The sequence below is a fragment of the Arthrobacter sp. 01T428 genome, assembly GCF_056398685.1.
The window spans coordinates 1-17,417 of record NZ_JBFTPW010000008.1 but is presented as its reverse complement, the minus strand read 5'-3'; the positions used below and the strand labels follow the sequence as shown (position 1 = coordinate 17,417).

Here is a 17,417-nt window from a genome sequence, read left to right as displayed (position 1 = left end):
GGTGCTGACTACTCGGCCGCTACGGGCTCGGCCTGCTTCACAAGGGCAGCCTCGAGGTTGATCTTCACCTTGTCGCTCACCAGGAAACCGCCGGTCTCCAACGCTGCGTTCCACGTCAGTCCGAAGTCCTTGCGGCTGATTTCGGTTTCGGCGGAGAACCCGGCGCGGGTCGCGCCGAAAGGATCAACCGCGACGCCGGTGAACTCAACTTCCAGCTCCACCGGCTTGGTGATCCCCCGGATGGTGAGGTCGCCCGTGAGGGTGTAGTCCTCGCCGTCGCCCTCTACGCTGGTGGCCCGGAAGGTCATCTCCGGGAACTTCTCGACGTCGAAGAAGTCGGCGCCGCGGACGTGGCCGTCACGGTTGGCATCGCCGGAGTCGAAGCTCGCGGTCTTGACGGTTGCGTGAAGGGACGCGTCGGCCAGGGACTCGCGGACGCGGGCCTCGGCGCTCGCTTCCGTGAAGCGGCCGCGGACCTTGCTGATGCCGGCGTGCCTGACGCTGAAGCCGATCTCGCTGTGGGACATGTCCAGCAACCAGGTGCCTGAAGTCAAACCTGCGGGAAGAGTCATTTTTGGATCTCCTGATTCGAAAGAATTTCGCGTGGATCGATCCCTTCCACCCTTGTTGAGCCTCGGCATGAAGTCAAGGATTCTGGTGCGATCCGGCCCTTGCCTAAGCCACGTGTGTAGCCAATCCAGCCAGGAAGTCCTCGGTGAACCGCCTCACCCCGTCCCACTCGGTGTAGACGTAGTCACGCGAGGTATCCGTGTCCAGGCTGCCCTTGTCGCGGGCGATCTTCTTCATCATGGCGCGTTTGAGGAAACCGTAATGGGTGTAGAGGAGGGCGCCGCTGAAGAGCCCCACGTGGGCCGGACGCCACCCCGTCTCAGCCTCGAACTTCTCCACATAACCCTCGGCGTTCACTTCATCGCCCTGGGCGGCAAGGCTGACCGAGAAGAAGGCGGAGGGAAGGCGCTGAAGCGCGGCCGTGTTTTTCCGGACAAAGTCCCGGACATAGCCCTCGTGCTTGCCCACATGGACGGACGCCCCCACCAGGACGGCGTCGTAACCGTCCGGCAAGGTATCCCCGGACTTCTTGATGTCCGCCGTCTGCACCTCGTGGCCATGGCCACGAGCGACGTCGGCAATATATTCAGCAATCTGGGCCGTCTGTCCTTCAACGGTCCCGTAAGCAATGTATATGTTGGCCATATGCCAGTCTGTCCCGGCTCCGGGCGGCCGTTATAGGGTCCAAGGTCCTCCGGATATTCAACATGCCTCCCCTTGACTGGCGAGCACCGTCGGCAGAGAGTGTCACATGTGAGGCGTGATGCCGTTCGGGAGTATCTGGCAAGTGCCCTGTGGGCGATGCCGACCTGCGCCGTCGTCGTCGCGATCATCGCGGGCGCGGGCCTTTCCGCGGTGCAGCTCGACACTACGTCACCTTTCGCCGTCCTCCTCTTCCAAGGGACATCCGACGACGCGCGGAACCTGCTCATCGGGATCGCGAGCACCATGGTGACGGTCATCGCCGTCGTGCTCGGCCTCACTGTGGTGGCACTGCAGCTCGCGTCCACGCAGTTCAGCCCGCGGCTGCTGCGGAACTTCCTGCGCGACATACCCAACCAGGTAACCCTCAGCGCCTTCGTGGCCACATTCGCATACAGCACGGCGGGCCTCTACACGGTAGGCATCGCCGCCGGACAGCGCACCCAGGACTACCCTCGCCTCGCCGTGAGCGGCGCACTCCTGCTGCTGTTCGTGAGCATGGTGATGCTTGTCTTCTTCGCCCACCATCTGTCCCACTCGATCCAGGTGGACCAAGTCATGAAGGGCGTTGAGAAGGCCACGCTGAAGGTGATCGCGCGGTCGTTCGTCCCTGGTAATCCCGGAATCCGCATGCCAGACCCGCCGCCCGGCGCCACCGCTTTGCTGGTGCCGCAGTCCGGATATGTCCAGGCATTCCATGCCGAGGCGTTCGTCGAAGTGCTCGCGAGCCGAGGCCTCACGGCCCTGATGGTGCCCATGATCGGCCGGCACGTCGTCGCGGGTTCCCCGCTCGCCTGGGTGTGGGAGACCACCGGCGAGCGCGTGCGTCCCCTAGCCCCCGACGGCGGCACTGAACTGCGCCGGGCGCTTGCCCAGAGCGTGCGGATCGGTTACGAGCGGACCCTCGAGCAGGATGTCGCCTTCGGGATCCGGCAACTCGCCGACGTCGCGTCCAAGGCGCTCTCGCCCGCCATCAACGACCCCTACACCGCGAACCAAGCGGTGGACCACCTCGGCTCGATCCTCGCCGCCCTCTCACTCCGGCAGCACGGGCCGCAGGTCGTGGCGGACGCGCAAGGCATGGTCAGGCTGCACGTCCCGGGCCGCGATTTCGCCTATCTCGTGGATCTGGCCCTCGGACAGGTGCGACGGTACGGCGCGAACGAGCCTCGCGTTGTCAGGGCCCTGTTGCGCGTGTGCCGTGAGCTCGTGTGGTTCGGCGACGCGGCCCACCACGCCGTCGTGCGGCGCTACGTCGAGACCCTCATGAGCGACGTGACCCGGCTCGTGGCCCAGCCGGCCGATCGCGAACCCCTCCTCGCGGAGGGCGCGGCGCTGCTCCAAGCGTTCGACGTCGCGGACGGCACGAGCGACGCCGGCAGCTAGCTCGATGCGAGCATCACTCGATTTCTGCTTCCGCGGCTACATTGCGGATGCCGCGGGGCCGTCCTGCTTTGGTCCAGAGCCGGTAGAGGAGGCCTGCGACGGCGAGGGCGGCGGCGAGGCTGACGATCGGGAAGCCGCGGGAGAGATTGGCGACCAGGGTGAAGGCCACAACGAAGGCTCCGACAGTGTTGAGGATGACGGCTCCCGGCTGGCGGTCCCTCCGGGCCAAGAGTGCCATGGAAACCAGGCCGCCGAGGAAGCTGAGGAAGACCGCGACGGCGTAGAACAGGACAAGCTCCTGGTCGTCGCCGCCGGCGATGGCTGTCACTGCACCGGCCAGGACGATGAATACCGCCACGCCCCAATAGGGCGTGTGGTGGTGGTTGGTACGGCCCAGTAAGAGCGGAAGGACGCCGACGGTCTCACCGTGGGGGTTGATGTGGCGCGCCAGGGCTTTGAGCAAGCCCGGTCCCGCTTGGAAACCCGAGGAAGCCGCCGAGAGCAGGAGCAACGCAGTGACGAGTTGGAAGGCGGCGAACACGGGCGCCGGCGCAGCGAGGCGGGCGAGTTCGGCGATCTGCGTGCTGTCCTTCGGCGGAATGCCGACGTGCAGCTGCGCGGCCTCCACGGCGAGGCCCAGCGTGATGGTGCCGACGATGCCGAGGGTCAGCCAGAGAGTGAGCTGGCCGAAACGCCGCTTCCCGTCATTGTCGAGCTGCCCGAGCTGGGCAACCGCCGAGGTCGCCGCTTCCACACCGGTGGCCATGGCCATGGCGACCGGGAACGCAAGCACCACGGCAAGGACCGGTGGATGCCCGGGAGCGCCGGCGATCGTACTGAGCGGTTTAGGTGCTGCGCCCAGGCCGTAGAGAAGGACGACAACGGAAACGACGATAAAGGCCATTGTCATCGCCGCGAAGACCAACCTGCCAAGGTGACCGAACCAGGTCGCCGCACCGACGAGGACCACCAAGCCGAGTCCGAGCAACAAACGCCAGGGAGCAAGGGCGGGGAAATAGGCGATCACCGCCGAGGACCCCGCCGAGACGCTGATCGCGATAGTGAGCAGGAAATCCACCACCAGCGCGCCGATCGGGATGAAGGACCAGCCGTCTCCGAAGGCCTCACCCACCGCGGCCGGCGCCCCGCCACCTCTCGGGTAGCGCGCGACGAGTTGCCGGTAGTTCACGATCACCAAGGCGACGATGGCTACCACCAGGACCATCGCCGGGACCAGCAACGCCAAATCCCCGTCCAGGGCGCGCAGGGCCGCTTCTATGGCGTACGCGACGGAGGAGACGGGGTCGGCCATCACCGCGAAGGCAAACGCCAAGAGCAGTGCGGTGCGGGAACGCAGGCCTCTTCCCAGTCCACCTCCTGGGGACGTTCCGCTCGGAATTTTCACTGGGACCTCCGGTTCCATGACAGCCTTATCGAGCTGCCGACCAGACTTCCCGGCTCACCTCCGAATGCCTCCCGCCCACAGCTAGGAGCGCGGGCGGGAGACGCTATCGCGGAATCGCTACTGGGGAATGGCGCCGATCTGCTGCATGAGGCTGAGGGTGTCAGTAGATCCCCAGTGCTCGGCAACCTTGCCGTCCTCGACGCGGATGATGTCGGTCCCGCCGAATTCGACGGTGTTGCCCGACGCTGGAACGCCCGCCATGTCCCCGCGGTGCGTACCCGTCATCACCACGTGGCACGCCTCCAATCGTCCGTCAGTCAGCCACGGCTCTATCGTCTTGACCTTGATGTCCGGGAACGCCGCCCGGATGGCGGTGACGAAGAACCGGACGCCTTCCTTCCCGGGCGGTTGCCCGGGGAGAGCCTCTTCGTGGTCCACCAGGTTGTCCGTCGCCAGTTCATCAATGAGATCGAGGTTTCCACCCTCGATGATTTCCTTGTAAAAACGCCCGATCAGTCCAGTGCCATCAGTCATTTCCGTCTCCTTAATGAACGAGACCGTCCCATTTTTTCCCCCGCACTTACATCCCGACGCCGGGCACCATCCCCGGTGCAACGGCGATCGCCACCGCGATCAGGGCCAGGGCGACGGCGACCAATCGGTTGGCGATCCGTCTCCACGGAAGCATCTTCTCCAAGGCAATGAATGCCCCCACCACAGCCATCCAGCCGACACTCATCACACCGAGCGCGAAGAGTGCCACCATCAGCGCCCAGCAGCAGGCAACGCACCATGCACCGTGCTCGAGTCCAAGGCGCAGCGCGCCAAACCGTCCATAGCGGATGCGGCGCAGGATGAAGTCCATCGGCGTCCGGCATTTCATCAGGGAGACGTTCTTGGCTGGCGTGAGTTGGTAGACGGCCGCCACAAAAATCACTCCGGCCGCCAAGTAGCGACCGCCCGGATCGGAGGAAAACAATCCGGGGATGAGGGACGCGACCATCGCGTAGAGCGCGTACGCGGCGAGGCCGAAGATCGTCCAGGAGATCAGGTAGCCGGCCACGAAGACTGCCGTGGAGCCTGCCGGGGCATAGCGTCCGGTCTCCCGACGGTGGTGGGTGATCCGGGCGTAAGCAACCACCATGGGCGCCACCGACGGAAACATCATGGCCGCCAACATGACCACCCAGGTGGTGAGGAAGAAGCCGAGCGGTCCCGGATCTGTCCAGCGCCCCATGTCCATCCCGGATGTTTGTACGGCAGAAACGATCCAGCTCACGGCCGCAAGAATCAGCAAAACAGCAACCAGGCCGGCCTCGCGAGGATCCAAGTTGAAGGCTGTGGCACGCGGCGTACCGGCCGCCACAGCTCCCCGAATCAACTTTCTACGAGGCAGGTTCCCGGCTGTCATGCCCTGCCCTTGGGGGCGCCTTCAGCCATTTCGCTTGCGTAGGCGAACTCTCCGCTCTCGCCGTAGATCCCATCGAAGTCCAGGCCGAAGAGATCCGAGTGACCGGGCGCCTTCCCGATCATGTAGTCGGACGCGAAGGCGTACATCGCGTTCTTGACGGTAGTGACGCTGCCACCCGGTCCGGGCAGCGTTTCCAGTGCGTAGTTCACACTGTCTCCCACCGAGGCGGACGGGTTATCGCCATCCGAGAACGCGACAGCGGCCCGCTGCACGCCCAGCCATTCGCCGTACAGGGCCGCCAGATCCCCGAACGGTCCGCCGACCTCGCCGTGCAGGATGCTTTCAAGGGCGGTCGTCTGCCCATCGGAAGCGCCTTCATCGACGACGACGCCGATCTTCCAGCCGCCCGCTGTGAGGTTCGACGGGAAGAAATTGACGAAGGCGAAGTCGACACCCGAAAGGTCGGTGTCATCGAGCTTCCCGTTCGCAACATGGAACACTGCCACGCCGCGGCATTCGCCGTTGGCACTGTTGGGTCTGCCGTCCACCGGACAGGGACAGATCAAAGCGCAACTGCAATTGGCAACATATTTTCCGGACATTTCCCAAGACATTGAGGACTCTCCTCGCTAGTTCATTCGACTAGCGGAGCTCCCCCAGAGGCAGCGCCGAAAACACTCACTATGAGACCCACGAACCTCGTAAGGCCGAGATTATTCCCACCGGATAGGGGTGTCAACAAGCTCTGCTAAGCCACAACGCGAGCGTCTCAAAGAAGCCCTTCAGTTCCCCGTGGCCGGGACCACGCCCCCTGTTTCGAGGCGGACCGGGTAGCCGAGCCGGGCTTCGTAAGCGGCGGCAAGGGCACTGCTGTCTGCGCCCTCTGAAACAGTGGCCACCACATGGGATCCGTCATTGGCCATCCCGACGACCCTGACTCTTACATCTTCTGCTAAAAGGGTTCCCGCCCGGTCCATGGCAGTTCCCGGAACGCACGCTGCGGAACGGAGCGAGATATCAACGCCGGGGAGTTGGTCGCGCAAAAGTGCGATGCGGTCGTTCTCCGGGCCGTGCCACGTGATGACGAGCTTCCCCTGTCCAAGGGCGACTGACCCGAAGTTGGGGTCGCCGCTCAACTCTTTGGTGAGGAGGCTTGCCGCTGACGCCAGCGCCCCGTCCTGCGGTGCCGCTTCGGTAATCTGGACCGGATCCGTAACTCGTATTGAGCCGGCATGACGTTGGACACCCTTGTCGCACGCAGTCAACGCGTCTCCGCAGATCAGCATCGCTGAAACTATGCCTGCATTGCTTCTCCAACGCACAACACCCGCCAGCTACAAGGCCCTCACGAACGATCTAACAAGGAGATCACCGGGACTGTAATTCTCTGCCCACAATGCGAAGCTCTCGTTGATCGCAAGCATGTACAACTTGGCGCGGAAGGTGCCTTCGTAGGTGCCGTTAAGTCCCAATGAAATAAGGGGATAGAAGTCCTTGTGCTCATCAAAGCTGGCAAAGATTCCTTCCAGAAGCTTCTGGCGGTCTGGACTAAGGAACCACTCCGACGGCGCATCAGGCTTCGACTCTGCATATCTTGGGTCCGCTTCCTCCCACGAGTCGAGCCATTGCGCAGGGGTATCGAGCACAGCAGTTACTTCGATCCTCATCCCGCTTAGAACGCCTCGGATGGTATGCCAGGAACCCTCTAGGTTGCCAAGCACGGATTCACCAGTTTCAAGGCCCGTGACCCTGATTCTTAGTGTTGTTGTGTCCATTTGAGCCTGCTCGGGCAAACCGATATGCGGTTCATCGGGGTGCATTCTCGGCCGCACATAAGCACGTCCGTCGGCTCCCGTGAACAGGCGACCGCGCGCTTCGACCAAGCTTCCGTCTTGGACAGAAAGCAATTGCTGGCCGCTGTTTGATGATCTGTTTCTATTCATAGGGCGTAGTTACCGCACGGAATCAGGAACCAACACCCAGAGCGACCAGCGGCCGGCGTTGAAGGTGCCGGGACGATTCTGAAGACAGTCATAGTCACGAATATAGCCGTGCATGCTCAGGACTGCGAAGGAAGCCCTTTTACACGTCTCTTTACTGTAGAAGTTGTCTTGCCAGACGTTCCAAACAAGGGCAACCTGCGGCTCCATGGTTGCATCCACAACGGCGCCAGCAAAGCCCGTAGTCGGGGCGGCGGTGGCGATACCGACGCTGGTGCCCGAAAAGGCCAACACTGAAGAAAGCGCGATTGAGCCAAGTGTCTTGCGGAAATTGAACATAACGAATCTCCCCCAAAAAGGTAAGCCAAAAGCTTGTTCATCAACAATATTTGCAATCAATATAAAAAATCAATAGCCGATGGAGGACTTTAATTTTAAGGTCAGAACCAGAATTGATTTTTGCGTCCGTGCGGGCTTCGCTAATACTCAATTCCGGCTTTGGGACCACTCAATTTGAGGTCCTTACATACTCAATTTCGAGTACTCACCACTCATTAAAGGCAAAACGCTTGACACCGGCAGATAGGGAGTGAGTCAAGCCCCAACTCAGGCAGGGCCCGTACTCACCGTGGCGGGCGCAGCCGAGGAGCTACAGCCGGGCGTCCAATTATCCGCCGTTTGTTTGGGAGTTTCGAGCGTGCGTATGAAGGGACTGGCGCGTAGTGGTTCCGGTCTTGGCAAGGGCCCTGGAGATGTGGTTTTCCACGGTCCGGGGACTGATCCCCAGGAGGGCAGCGATTTCTGGGGTGCGTTGGCTGCCTGCCAGGAGGGCAACTTCCCTCTCGCAAGGAGTCAGACCCTGGGGATGCCCTCCCATGTCGAGGGTCAGTTGTACCCCTTTTGTGCCGGGAAGCGGTTTTCGAAAGTTGAGATGATCTGATGAAAGGTCTTGGCCACTCCCCGGTGGCGTTTGAAGAGGTGATCCTTCACCACGCCTTTCAGCAGCCTGGTGATCGCGGGAAGGTCGGAGTCGGCTTCATATTGGTCCAACAGCATTTTTAGCAGTTGGTGGTCGCGGTCACGGACGGCACCGGCGATGGCGATGAACTTGGCATTCGATGTCACCGCGTTCTCTTGCAGTAACCGTTGCGTGATCTCCAGGATCTTATGCCCGGGATAGAGGGAAAGCATGAACAGTGAGGCATACACGGCTTCGGTGATGTAACCCCGGTCTAGTTGTTGTTCCAGAAGGTCGGCAGCCTTTTCATCAAATTCGGCTGGATCGGCGTATTTCCGGGTAACGAGCTCATAGACTGCTTTTCCGGTTCCAGGCAGGGGCCCGATGTCGGCGACGTCTTTGCGCGCCTGAATCCCCAGCGAGTGGACATTCTTGCTGGAGAGCGAGTCCACGGACAAACGGCTCCATGCCAGCGGCAAGGTCGAAGCCATCTGCTGAATCAAGGGCCCGGAGTGCAGCTTGGGCGTCGAAGCGGTAGAGCTCCAGAATGCCCCGGCTGACCTGCAGAACGCCGCTCTCCGGGTGACGGCTGCGGAGCCCGCCCAGGGTTTCGTCAAGGTTCACAGGCATTCGGTCAAAGGACGCCTCGAGGTAGAGCGCGAACGCTTGGGCTTCTGCCTTCCAATCGGGGTGAGCTTCGCCGATCGCTTGGAGCATGTCCGTCGCCGCAGCTAACTGGCCGCCATTGACGATGGCCCACGGCGCCCGGGTCATGGCGACGAAGAAGTGATCGCCGGAATCAGCTCCTACAGCCTCAGTTTCGCTGAAGACTTGTTCGATGCGTGAGGGATCGATCGGACCGCCCCAGTAGAACTTGAGGAACGCTGCTGCGCTGGACATGGTCTTTTCGGACGCATTTCGAGGCTGTCCAGGATGTCTGCCTCAACTATCTGCATGAGGGGCCCCAGCGGCCGGGCTCCCACCACGGACAGGGTATGCAGAGCCGTCCGCTCATCGGCGCTTAGTCCGTGAAGTAGTTCCTGGACGGTGCTCTGGAGATATTCGTTCCAGAGTGTGTGCCCGCTCATGCTCCACTGTCCGTCAAGGAGAACAAGCTGCTCGCTCAGCTCCGCGCTTTGGGCGATCCTGACCACGAGCCGCGGGTTGCCACCGGATTTCATGAGCACGGCGGTGGTCAAATCCACGTCCGGCGGCGACCCGAGCGTTTGGGCCAGCAGTTTGTTGACTTGATCGTAGTCAAGAGGACTGAGTCGCATCGTTGTCTCCGGCCATCGGGCAGGCGTGAACACGGAGGCCATTGAATACAGTGGGGCATCGTCCATCGTCACCACCAGCGGCCGTTCGGTCCGCCTCTGAACAATGTCGATGACTGCCACCGATTCCTTGTCGAGCTCATCGATATCGTCAACAACTATTGCCCGGGCGCCTCGCTGCGCCAACTGTTCGGCGAGCACGTTCGCGACTCCTAGCGGCCCATTCTCTTGCCCGCGCCCTTCCAGTCCGAGTGCGCCAATCCCTGCGAACGGAGTATCATTCAGAAGCGGCGAGCCCGAGAGGCTGTAGACCGTGAACCCGGCCTTTCGAGGCCAGCGGCGATCGACTCCAGGACCGTTGATTTTCCGCTTCCGGGGCCGCCGACGATCCGAACACTGACACCGCCAGCCACGTAGTCAAGTGCCCGCCGGACTTCCTCTTCGAACACTTCGCAACTCCTGACGCAGACACCCCAGCTTTGAAATGTGAGCCTAGTGGCATTCCACATCCGAGGAGAGCGCCCCAGAGCCCTAGCCTGACAATCTATCCAACGCTACGGGCGAAAATGATCACTGAGTAGGCATTGCACCGAAAATGAGTGGGGAAGGTGCGTCGGAGTAGGTATAGGGGTTTGTCGACCCGCAGCGGGTATCGGAGCGGCGCGATGGGAATTACCCCACTGCCCCCGGCTTCCGCCAAGCCAGCGCCAGCACAAACACCACCGCGCTCAACCCCAGCATCACCAAGACCATGAGCCCCCAGTTTGCCTGGTTGACTCCGGGACCGTACAGCACACCAATGAGCACCGTCGCCGTGATGGCCCCGAGGTATCGGCACGTCTGGAAAATCCCGGCTGCCACTCCCCTGTCCTCCGGCCGTGCGGACACGTACAAACCTTGGTTCGATGCCGTACTGACCACGCCATATGGCACACCCATCAGCGCCGTGAGCACGAGCACCAGCGGCGGCCAGAAGGAAAGCGTCAACACTCCGAGCGCACCGGAAGCCAGCGCCAAAAGCACGACGCCGGCGATCATCACGGACCGCACGCCGAACCGCTCAATGAACCGCACCGTCACCGGCGTCATGAAAACCGACATGGCAGCAAGGGGCAGCATCAGCAGGCCGACCACGCCGGCGTCGTACTTTCCAGCCTGCTGCAGCAACTGCGGAAGGCCGAAGAACGCAAAATAGTAGACCGCACTGAACACCGCGAAACCCAGGTACAACAGCAGCAGCGGCCGGTTCCGGCCGAGCAGCCGCAAGTCCAGGAACGGCGGACTGAACCGGAACTCGCGCCACGCGAACAGCCCCGCAAGGACAACCGCGACGGCGATGAACCACCAACGATAAGCCGGCATCACGTTAAGCAGCGCCATCATCGCGAGCGTCAGTGAGGCGATGAACGCCAGGATGCCCGGAATGTCGGAATCGCGCAGGAGGGCGGAGAGCTTGCCGCTTTCGCGTCCGACGTCGGGCGGCGCCACCCGCTGCACCACAATGAGGGCCAGAAGCGAGATCGGCACGTTGATCGCGAACAGCGCCTGCCAGCCGACCAGGCTCACCAGGAGGCCGCCGACGACGGGTCCCACCGCCGCTGCCGACGTGTTCGCCATCTGGATCCGCCCCAGGGGTCGGGTTGAGCTGATGTTCGCCTGCCGGCTGAGCGTCGAGACCATGACGACGGCGCACGGGTACGCCGTCGCGGTCCCTACCGCCATGAGTGCGCGGGCCACGCAGACCAGTGCGAAGTTCGGCGAGAACGGCGCCAGAAGGCAGGAAACGGCGACCACCGCCATACCGAAGGTGAACAACCTTCGCGGACCGAAGCGGTCCGCGAGCCGGCCCATGAGCGGCTGGCCGGCCGCCGAGGCGAGGTAGAAGGACGTGATCACCCAGGTGACGGTGGCGACGTCGAGCGCGAAGTCCTGGCGCAGCACCACCAGTGCGACCGCGATCATCGACGAGTTCAGCGGATTCAGCGCCGTCCCGAGACTCAGTGCAGCGATCGCTAGGCCGGGGCGGGTTTTGTTGGTCACGTCCCTAAGTCTGGTCCATCGTTGCCTGAGGTCACGAAACGGCGCGTCACGAACCTCGCTGCCGGGCCCTCAGGCCCGCAGGGTTAGTGTCCCCCGCGGAACGCCGCCGGAAGGAAAAGGAGAAGGAAGACCAGAAGCCCCAACACGGAAGCGATTGTGTCGACCCAACCCAGGACCTTCCCCACGGTTGCCGAATGGTGCAGGGCTTCGGCCTTTCGTGCATTGGAAATCGCCAGCGGCCCGAAAACAATGCCCAGGAAAAAGAAACCGATGACCCCAAAGATTATCGACTTTTCTTTGAACTTGCTCCCCTGAAAGTGCTCAAGGGAGTTGTTCTGCTGGACGTTCGGGTAGTTCGGGTATTGGTAAGGCTGGTTGTAGTTTGGCTGGGACATTTCGAGACCTTTCGACGGCTTTGTCGCTGCGAATAGCAATGTCGGGAGTCGCCCGTCAACCGCATTTACCGGCCCCGTCGTTCGTCCCCCGATCGAAGTTACTTAGCTACCGCTGCCGACGGTGCAAACTAGGTCAATCTTCGGGAAATCTTGCTGTGGTGCTGCGCTAGTCCAGCCCCGGACCCTCGCTGCCGGGCCCTCAGCTCTGCGCTACGGACAGTACCGGCTTCTTTTTGCCGCTGGCATCTTGGGTCAGCGTCGGGGCCGGAGGCTTCGGCGGGGCCACTACCGGCGCAGGTGCCGGTGGTGGCGGCGGCGGCGGTGCGGGCGGAAGGCAGGAGTAGTTGTAGTCGAAGTCCGTGGTGAATTGGGTGAGCACAACCACGCCGCCGGCAGTCAGGGGCGGGGCCGAGCAGAGTTCCGCCGCAGTCTCTGGTGATGTTGCTCCGGCAAGCCAGCTCTTAAGCCCGTTCAGATTGCTATCGGGATGAAGCTGGCCGGCGATGAGCCCGAACTGGTACGAGGTTGAGTAGATGCCAACCTGGGCGCCGATGCTTTGCAGGAACGCGGCCATGCCTTCAATGTCGGCGGCGTTGGCCACGGTGTCCCAAGACCATGCATTCCCGGTCTCCACATCCAGCCACCACAGGCGCTTGGCGGGATCGGGCACGCCGTACCGGGTGACGGCGTCGAAGGCCATTCCGTAACCGTAAAGGTAGGCGCACGCCGCCGAAGCTGACCCGTCGCAGCTCCCATACGGGTTGGGCCCGGCCAGACCCACCTCCGCATCGGATCCCGGCCACCACGCGCCATAGCCCGCGGGATTGGCGGTGTTGACGTACACAGCGGCTGCGGGTTGGCTTGTCCCGCCCGCCGAGCCGCTGGCCCAGCCCAGCTGCTCGGCGAAACAGGGATTCGCGGTGCCCGGACGGCCGCCGTTCACGCCGACAATTCCGAACGCCTGGCCGGAAGGAAGTCCGCCACCACATTGGGGCCAGGAAATGTCGCTGCCCAAGGAGATCCCAGAAACTTCCATGGGAGCGGCATTAGCGGCGGATAATGGTGTGGCGGTCGTAGCTAACAAGAGGCAAGCAACGGCCATGATTTTTGCAGTTTTCATGATGTGCGTCCTTGGCATGGTTCAGGGCCCTGCCGGGGTTGGTACTGCCGCACATTGCATCCCAAAAGCAATGGCAGTGAGCCATCTTCGGCTCACTACGGATCCTACGGACGGGCTTCTGGGCAGCCTTGAGTGATCTCTACTGGACTTGGTTAACGAATTTGCGAGTAAGTGGCGTGGTGCACTTGGAGTACAGCCCAGACGCCGGAGTACTCAGCTCTGCGCCAGAACTCGGTCAGGAAGCGACGAGTCCATCTGCGACTACCGCCAGCATTGATGCTGCCGCATCGGCGGGAAGTTCGCTGTTATCCACTACCGCGGCCACGCCGCCGACGAGCCTGCTGATCTGCATCGCATCGACTCCGGGGCGCAAGGCCGAGTCCAACGCTTCGATCACGCGCTGATTGGCGCCGAGGTAGGTCTGGCACTTCGCGGCAAACGGGGATCCGGGGTCGCCCAGCGCTGCGGTGATCCGCGCGGCGGCGCCTTTGTGTTCAGTCAGCATCGACGCATAGTCGGTTAGCCAGCTCAACAACCGTTCCCGTGCGGGGGCGTCGAGGGACAGGGCCCGGTCGACGGCGGTGCGGACCTTCTCTGCCCACGCCTCGAGGACCGCGTCGTACAACGACTCTTTGGTGGGGAAGTGCCGGTAGAGCGTGCCGGGTCCCACCTCGGCCGCTTTGGCGACTTCGTCCATCGAAACGGCTTCGAAGCCTTTGACGCGGAAGAGTGCACGCGCAACCTCCACGATCCGGTCGCGGTTGCGTTGAGCGTCAGCGCGCACAGAAACACCTTTCGATTCACCCTTGAAAAACGGAGAGTGTCTCCGTATAGTTCTAAACGGAGCAACTCTCCTCTTAGTGTACGTCAGCCCCCTCGGCTAGAACAGGACACCTCCCATGACACCCACAATCGCCACACGCGCCCCAGCCGGGATCGTTTCATCCGGCCGTCGGGCCGGCAGCATTGGCCTCTGGCTGGTCATGCTGGCCCAACTCATGCTTGTCCTCGACGCGACCGTCGTGAACGTCGCGCTCCCCCACATCGCCACCGACCTCCACTTCGACCGGGCCGAGCTCAGCTGGGTCCTGAACGGCTACGCCGTCGCTTTCGGCGGCCTCCTGCTGCTCGGCGGACGGATCGGAGACGTGATGGGCCGCCGTCGCACCTTCCTGGTGGGCGTCGCAGCCTTCACGCTCTTCTCCCTGCTTGGTGGCCTCGCCACCTCGCCCCTCTTCCTTGTTATCGCACGCGCGCTCCAGGGCCTCGGCGCCGCATTCGCCGCCCCGAGCGTTCTGGCGCTCATCACCACCAGCGCAAAGGACGACGGCGCGCGGAACCGGGCGCTCGCCCTGTTCTCCGCCATTGCCTCAATGGGTGGCGCGCTCGGGCTCATCCTCGGCGGGCTCCTCACCGACACCACCAGCTGGCGGTGGACCCTCTTCATCAACGTGCCGATCGGCGTCGTCGTCCTCATTGCGGTGCCGCGCCTCGTCGCGGAAACTCCCCGGCGGCCCGGACGCTTCGACATCCTCGGAGCCGTGACCGCCACGGGCGGCGCCATCGCCATCGTGTGGGGTCTCATTCAAGCGGGCGACGTCGGATGGTCCAGCCCGCGCACGATCGGCGGCCTGGTTGTCGGGGCCGCACTGATCGCAATTCTCGCCGTTACCGAGCGGAGGGTGGCCCACCCGCTGCTTCGTCCGCAACTGCTGCGCAGCCCGAGCCGAGTGGCGGCGCTGGCAGCGATGGCAGCAACCTACGGCGGGATGCTGGCGATGTTTTTCCTCATGGTCCAGTACCTCGAAGACGATCTGCACCTCACGCCGATGGTCACCGGACTGGCCTTCCTGCCGATGCCGCTCAGCATCTTCGCGATGTCGCGGATCGTCCCGCGCCTACTCGAGCGCTTCGGGGCCGTCCCGCTGGTCATCGTCGGTACCGCGCTCCGCGTCGTCGCCTTCCTGCCGCTGACGCAACTGAACACGGACACCCCGTTCGCCCTCGTTTTGCTTGCACTGCTGGGCACTGGAATCTCGGCCGGCATGACGTTCATGCCGCTCACCACGCTCGCGCTGCGCAACGTCGAACCCGAGCACGCAGGGTCTGCGTCCGGACTCTTCCAGACGATGCAGCAGCTGGGCGGAGCTGTCGGCCTGGCCATCGTGGCTTCGATCTACGCGGCCTTCGCGATCCCCGGCGACTTCCTGACCGGCGGGCGGGCCGGGTTCTGGTCTGCAACTGTCCTGTCCGCGCTCGCGCTGGCAGCCGTCGTGGGGTTGGTCCTCAAGCCGCGGAAAGCGGTCTGAACGGTTTTTACCGGCCGCCTAGGCCTTTGGCGTAGGCGGCCTGACCCGCGTGCTGAAGGCAATCGGCAATCGTGCTGACCAGGCGCACGCCCAGAGTGACGGGCGGATCCCAGCGGGTGTCGACGATGCGATCAAGGTCCGTGTCACCGAGCGTTTTCAGGAACGCAACCGTCTGCCGGTGCACGGCGTCGTAGTATTCGAGCAACAGCTCCGGCGGAGCTTGAACCGCATCGACTTTATCGCTCGAGTGGCCATAGCCGGTGTCGCGTTCGGGTAGCGGCAGCTTGAAGCGGCCCGCGAACTCCTGCGAAGTCCACACCTGTTCGACGCCGGCGGCGGACGCGACTTGGACGTCCTCCACCCGGCTGAGGTGCCAGATCAACCACGCAATCGAATTTCCGGTGCCGGCGGGCCGGTGGATCAAGGACTCGTCGTCGACCCCTTCCAGCGTTGCGGCCACGACGTCACGGATCCGGCCAAAGGAATCCAGCAGCAGTTCGTTGGATCTCATCGCGTCCTTTCAGTGGTGCGTTGGCTACGCCTACCACCCAATCAGAGCCCGAACCGCCTGGGCAACCTGTTGTGGGGTTCGTGGTCCCGTCGGCACCACATGAGTTTCGACTTGGGTCTCGCTCAGGATTTCACCGAGCTCCACGCTGCGATCCAGGTGCCAGGTCAGCTCCTGGCTGTTCGGCTCGTGTCTGTTTCTGAGGTCAATCACGGCGTTGCTGATTCCGTCGTCGGCGAGAAGCCAGTGCAAGGCTTCGCCGGTGGTCGTCTTGCCGGCACCAACCGTGCCGTTGAGGAAAACACTCTCAAGGTCCATAGCCATCCAAGGAGTCTAGGCGGCAGATCGGGCGCACCCTGCCCGGGTATTCAAAATGGCCACGTAGGCAGCGACGGGAGGCGATCCGCGGGCATAAGCTACAAGCAGAACGTCTCTTCCGACGCCGGGGAGCTCAAATGGACACTGAATTCGCTGATGTCATCGGTCATGATGTCACGACGATCACTTGCCTGTGCGGAAACACCGTCAGTAAAGAGGGATTGATTCAGGCCAACTCGCAGGGCGTCCCTGTTTTCGCCGGGGCCGACAAGCCCGTGCCCGCCGGACTCGCCCCGTGGCCCGACGATGAGGACCTCTACACCTTGTGTCCGTCCTGCGGCCGGGTTTACCACGACACCGTCATTGAAGCGACAGGGACCGCCCCCGTGGCCTTCCAAGTTGACGTCACCGCCGGCCCGATCGCCGAGGCGATCCGGGTTCATTGGGAGCTCAGCACCTGATTTTTGGGACGTGTTTTCCTTGTTTCGCTTTTCGCGACGCCGAACGCCGGTGCGGGAGGTAAAAATGTCTGACCCCCGTGACAGGGTTTATTCATGGAAGGCATCGGTCAACTCGTCACACCTCGGGCAGCCGCGCCCGACGGCGGGATCCCGTCGCCGGGACGCCTGTCGCGCCGGCTGAAGCCCGTCCCCGCCCGGCATGCGCAGTTCCAAAACCCGGCGCAGTTCCAAAGCCCTTCCCAGGTCCGAAACCCGGCCCAGTTCCAAAGCCCTTCCCGGCCCCGAAACCCGGCCCAGTTCCAAAGCCCTTCCCGGCCCCGAAACCCGGCCCAGTTCCAGGTCCCTTCCCGGCTCCAAAACCCGGCCGCCGTGCCGTCCGCCGCGGGTGGCCTTGACCGGGCGGTGGCGGCGATGGATGCACTGCGCTCAACCGCCGTCGCCGACGCCCGCTCGTTCGGTTTCCTTGATGCCGCGGATTTCGCCGGCACGGTCGAAGAGATCTCCCGGACGGTCGAGTTCCTGCAGCTCGTCGCGGCCCACGCCGTGGAACGGACACGCCGCGAAGCCCAGGCCGCCCGCCGGCCGTCCGCGGCGCCGGGCTGGCGGACCGGCTGGACCGA

The 17,417-nt window shown here is 63.2% G+C and carries 22 protein-coding genes and 1 pseudogene; 5 read left to right on the top strand and 18 right to left on the bottom strand.

All coding sequences use genetic code 11. The annotated features are described in order from the left end of the window. Positions 1-8: 8 nt before the first annotated feature. Both AC1DJB_RS10775 and AC1DJB_RS10770 read right to left on the bottom strand, forming a co-directional pair. Positions 9-572 carry a YceI family protein gene (locus AC1DJB_RS10775; RefSeq protein ID WP_306962285.1) on the bottom strand — a complete coding sequence of 188 codons (564 nt, stop codon included), beginning with the start codon at positions 570-572 and terminating at the stop codon, positions 9-11. Positions 573-675: 103 nt separating this feature from the next. Then, a complete protein-coding gene (locus AC1DJB_RS10770; RefSeq protein WP_441438246.1) occupies positions 676-1,215 on the bottom strand; it encodes a flavodoxin domain-containing protein in 540 nt (179 codons plus the stop codon). Between the two features lie 108 nt (positions 1,216-1,323). Between AC1DJB_RS10770 and AC1DJB_RS10765 the strand changes: the two genes are divergently transcribed. Beyond that, positions 1,324-2,658 carry a DUF2254 domain-containing protein gene (locus AC1DJB_RS10765; RefSeq protein WP_441438247.1) on the top strand — a complete coding sequence of 445 codons (1,335 nt, stop codon included), beginning with the start codon at positions 1,324-1,326 and terminating at the stop codon, positions 2,656-2,658. 13 nt (positions 2,659-2,671) lie between these two features. Here AC1DJB_RS10765 and AC1DJB_RS10760 read toward each other — a convergent pair whose 3' ends face one another. The 9 genes from AC1DJB_RS10760 to AC1DJB_RS10720 form a co-directional block, all read right to left on the bottom strand. Then, positions 2,672-4,063 carry an APC family permease gene (locus tag AC1DJB_RS10760; RefSeq protein WP_307054063.1) on the bottom strand — a complete coding sequence of 464 codons (1,392 nt, stop codon included), beginning with the start codon at positions 4,061-4,063 and terminating at the stop codon, positions 2,672-2,674. A gap of 117 nt (positions 4,064-4,180) precedes the next feature. Beyond that, positions 4,181-4,597: an ester cyclase gene (locus AC1DJB_RS10755; RefSeq protein ID WP_059388081.1), complete on the bottom strand. Its 417-nt coding sequence runs from the start codon at positions 4,595-4,597 to the stop codon at positions 4,181-4,183. Positions 4,598-4,643: 46 nt separating this feature from the next. Continuing rightward, the gene (locus AC1DJB_RS10750; RefSeq protein WP_441438248.1) at positions 4,644-5,474 is read right to left on the bottom strand and encodes a DUF2182 domain-containing protein; all 831 of its coding nucleotides are present in this window, start codon (positions 5,472-5,474) and stop codon (positions 4,644-4,646) included. Continuing rightward, complete coding sequence (locus AC1DJB_RS10745) at positions 5,471-6,076, bottom strand: DUF1326 domain-containing protein (protein WP_306962333.1); 606 nt, start codon at positions 6,074-6,076, stop codon at positions 5,471-5,473. Before AC1DJB_RS10745 ends, AC1DJB_RS10750 begins: the two co-directional genes overlap by 4 nt. Positions 6,077-6,256: 180 nt before the next feature. Beyond that, positions 6,257-6,760, bottom strand: a complete 504-nt coding sequence (locus tag AC1DJB_RS10740) for a hypothetical protein (protein WP_306962273.1) — start codon at positions 6,758-6,760, stop codon at positions 6,257-6,259. A 48-nt stretch (positions 6,761-6,808) separates the two neighbouring features. After that, complete coding sequence (locus AC1DJB_RS10735) at positions 6,809-7,249, bottom strand: hypothetical protein (RefSeq protein WP_148667453.1); 441 nt, start codon at positions 7,247-7,249, stop codon at positions 6,809-6,811. 177 nt (positions 7,250-7,426) lie between these two features. After that, positions 7,427-7,813, bottom strand: coding sequence for a hypothetical protein (locus AC1DJB_RS10730; protein ID WP_306962270.1), 387 nt, complete (start codon positions 7,811-7,813; stop codon positions 7,427-7,429). A 268-nt stretch (positions 7,814-8,081) separates the two neighbouring features. After that, complete coding sequence (locus AC1DJB_RS10725) at positions 8,082-8,291, bottom strand: response regulator transcription factor (RefSeq protein ID WP_084784395.1); 210 nt, start codon at positions 8,289-8,291, stop codon at positions 8,082-8,084. 8 nt (positions 8,292-8,299) lie between these two features. Next, entirely contained in the window at positions 8,300-8,863 is a 564-nt protein-coding gene (locus AC1DJB_RS10720; RefSeq protein WP_441438250.1) for a hypothetical protein, read from the bottom strand. Between the two features lie 28 nt (positions 8,864-8,891). On the opposite strand from AC1DJB_RS10720, the gene AC1DJB_RS10715 reads away from it, so the two are divergent. Next, the gene (locus AC1DJB_RS10715; RefSeq protein ID WP_441438251.1) at positions 8,892-9,107 is read left to right on the top strand and encodes a hypothetical protein; all 216 of its coding nucleotides are present in this window, start codon (positions 8,892-8,894) and stop codon (positions 9,105-9,107) included. Positions 9,108-9,178: 71 nt separating this feature from the next. Here the strand turns inward: AC1DJB_RS10715 and AC1DJB_RS10710 are convergent, their stop codons facing one another. The 5 genes from AC1DJB_RS10710 to AC1DJB_RS10690 form a co-directional block, all read right to left on the bottom strand. Continuing rightward, positions 9,179-9,847 (bottom strand): hypothetical protein, encoded by a 669-nt coding sequence (locus tag AC1DJB_RS10710; RefSeq protein WP_441438252.1) that lies wholly within the window; start codon positions 9,845-9,847, stop codon positions 9,179-9,181. Between the two features lie 471 nt (positions 9,848-10,318). Beyond that, the gene (locus tag AC1DJB_RS10705) at positions 10,319-11,686 is read right to left on the bottom strand and encodes an MFS transporter (protein ID WP_441438253.1); all 1,368 of its coding nucleotides are present in this window, start codon (positions 11,684-11,686) and stop codon (positions 10,319-10,321) included. An 83-nt stretch (positions 11,687-11,769) separates the two neighbouring features. Further along, the gene (locus AC1DJB_RS10700) at positions 11,770-12,081 is read right to left on the bottom strand and encodes a hypothetical protein (RefSeq protein ID WP_306962261.1); all 312 of its coding nucleotides are present in this window, start codon (positions 12,079-12,081) and stop codon (positions 11,770-11,772) included. A 199-nt stretch (positions 12,082-12,280) separates the two neighbouring features. Continuing rightward, positions 12,281-13,201, bottom strand: a complete 921-nt coding sequence (locus tag AC1DJB_RS10695) for a glycoside hydrolase family 25 domain-containing protein (RefSeq protein ID WP_476910238.1) — start codon at positions 13,199-13,201, stop codon at positions 12,281-12,283. A gap of 235 nt (positions 13,202-13,436) precedes the next feature. Then, on the bottom strand, positions 13,437-13,985 hold the full coding sequence (locus tag AC1DJB_RS10690) for a TetR/AcrR family transcriptional regulator (protein ID WP_059388091.1): 549 nt from the start codon (positions 13,983-13,985) through the stop codon (positions 13,437-13,439). A gap of 115 nt (positions 13,986-14,100) precedes the next feature. Here AC1DJB_RS10690 and AC1DJB_RS10685 point away from each other — a divergent pair, with 115 nt between their 5' ends. Then, entirely contained in the window at positions 14,101-15,510 is a 1,410-nt protein-coding gene (locus AC1DJB_RS10685) for an MFS transporter (RefSeq protein ID WP_441438255.1), read from the top strand. 7 nt (positions 15,511-15,517) lie between these two features. On the opposite strand, the gene AC1DJB_RS10680 is transcribed toward AC1DJB_RS10685, so the two are convergent. Together AC1DJB_RS10680 and AC1DJB_RS10675 are read right to left on the bottom strand one after the other, a co-directional pair. Continuing rightward, entirely contained in the window at positions 15,518-16,021 is a 504-nt protein-coding gene (locus tag AC1DJB_RS10680; protein ID WP_284991801.1) for a mycothiol transferase, read from the bottom strand. 30 nt (positions 16,022-16,051) lie between these two features. Next, positions 16,052-16,342 carry a nucleoside/nucleotide kinase family protein gene (locus AC1DJB_RS10675; RefSeq protein WP_441438256.1) on the bottom strand — a complete coding sequence of 97 codons (291 nt, stop codon included), beginning with the start codon at positions 16,340-16,342 and terminating at the stop codon, positions 16,052-16,054. A gap of 131 nt (positions 16,343-16,473) precedes the next feature. On the opposite strand from AC1DJB_RS10675, the gene AC1DJB_RS10670 reads away from it, so the two are divergent. Continuing rightward, a complete protein-coding gene (locus tag AC1DJB_RS10670) occupies positions 16,474-16,797 on the top strand; it encodes a hypothetical protein (RefSeq protein WP_284991803.1) in 324 nt (107 codons plus the stop codon). Between the two features lie 93 nt (positions 16,798-16,890). Then, a pseudogene (locus AC1DJB_RS10665) lies at positions 16,891-17,417 on the top strand (HNH endonuclease signature motif containing protein); the annotation flags it as partial.

Excerpts from the sequence above, each read along its gene's own strand:
- AC1DJB_RS10670 (WP_284991803.1), top strand. The coding sequence starts at position 16,474 with ATGGACACTGAATTCGCTGATGTCATCGGTCATGATGTCACGACGATC.
- AC1DJB_RS10725 (WP_084784395.1), bottom strand. The coding sequence starts at position 8,291 with ATGGGAGGGCATCCCCAGGGTCTGACTCCTTGCGAGAGGGAAGTTGCC.
- AC1DJB_RS10755 (WP_059388081.1), bottom strand. The coding sequence starts at position 4,597 with ATGACTGATGGCACTGGACTGATCGGGCGTTTTTACAAGGAAATCATC.
- AC1DJB_RS10750 (WP_441438248.1), bottom strand. The coding sequence starts at position 5,474 with ATGACAGCCGGGAACCTGCCTCGTAGAAAGTTGATTCGGGGAGCTGTG.
- AC1DJB_RS10740 (WP_306962273.1), bottom strand. The coding sequence starts at position 6,760 with ATGCTGATCTGCGGAGACGCGTTGACTGCGTGCGACAAGGGTGTCCAA.
- AC1DJB_RS10735 (WP_148667453.1), bottom strand. The coding sequence starts at position 7,249 with ATGGACACAACAACACTAAGAATCAGGGTCACGGGCCTTGAAACTGGT.
- AC1DJB_RS10695 (WP_476910238.1), bottom strand. The coding sequence starts at position 13,201 with ATGAAAACTGCAAAAATCATGGCCGTTGCTTGCCTCTTGTTAGCTACG.
- AC1DJB_RS10675 (WP_441438256.1), bottom strand. The coding sequence starts at position 16,342 with ATGGCTATGGACCTTGAGAGTGTTTTCCTCAACGGCACGGTTGGTGCC.
- AC1DJB_RS10745 (WP_306962333.1), bottom strand. The coding sequence starts at position 6,076 with ATGTCCGGAAAATATGTTGCCAATTGCAGTTGCGCTTTGATCTGTCCC.
- AC1DJB_RS10775 (WP_306962285.1), bottom strand. The coding sequence starts at position 572 with ATGACTCTTCCCGCAGGTTTGACTTCAGGCACCTGGTTGCTGGACATG.
- AC1DJB_RS10700 (WP_306962261.1), bottom strand. The coding sequence starts at position 12,081 with ATGTCCCAGCCAAACTACAACCAGCCTTACCAATACCCGAACTACCCG.
- AC1DJB_RS10720 (WP_441438250.1), bottom strand. The coding sequence starts at position 8,863 with ATGGCTTCGACCTTGCCGCTGGCATGGAGCCGTTTGTCCGTGGACTCG.
- AC1DJB_RS10770 (WP_441438246.1), bottom strand. The coding sequence starts at position 1,215 with ATGGCCAACATATACATTGCTTACGGGACCGTTGAAGGACAGACGGCC.
- AC1DJB_RS10685 (WP_441438255.1), top strand. The coding sequence starts at position 14,101 with ATGACACCCACAATCGCCACACGCGCCCCAGCCGGGATCGTTTCATCC.
- AC1DJB_RS10680 (WP_284991801.1), bottom strand. The coding sequence starts at position 16,021 with ATGAGATCCAACGAACTGCTGCTGGATTCCTTTGGCCGGATCCGTGAC.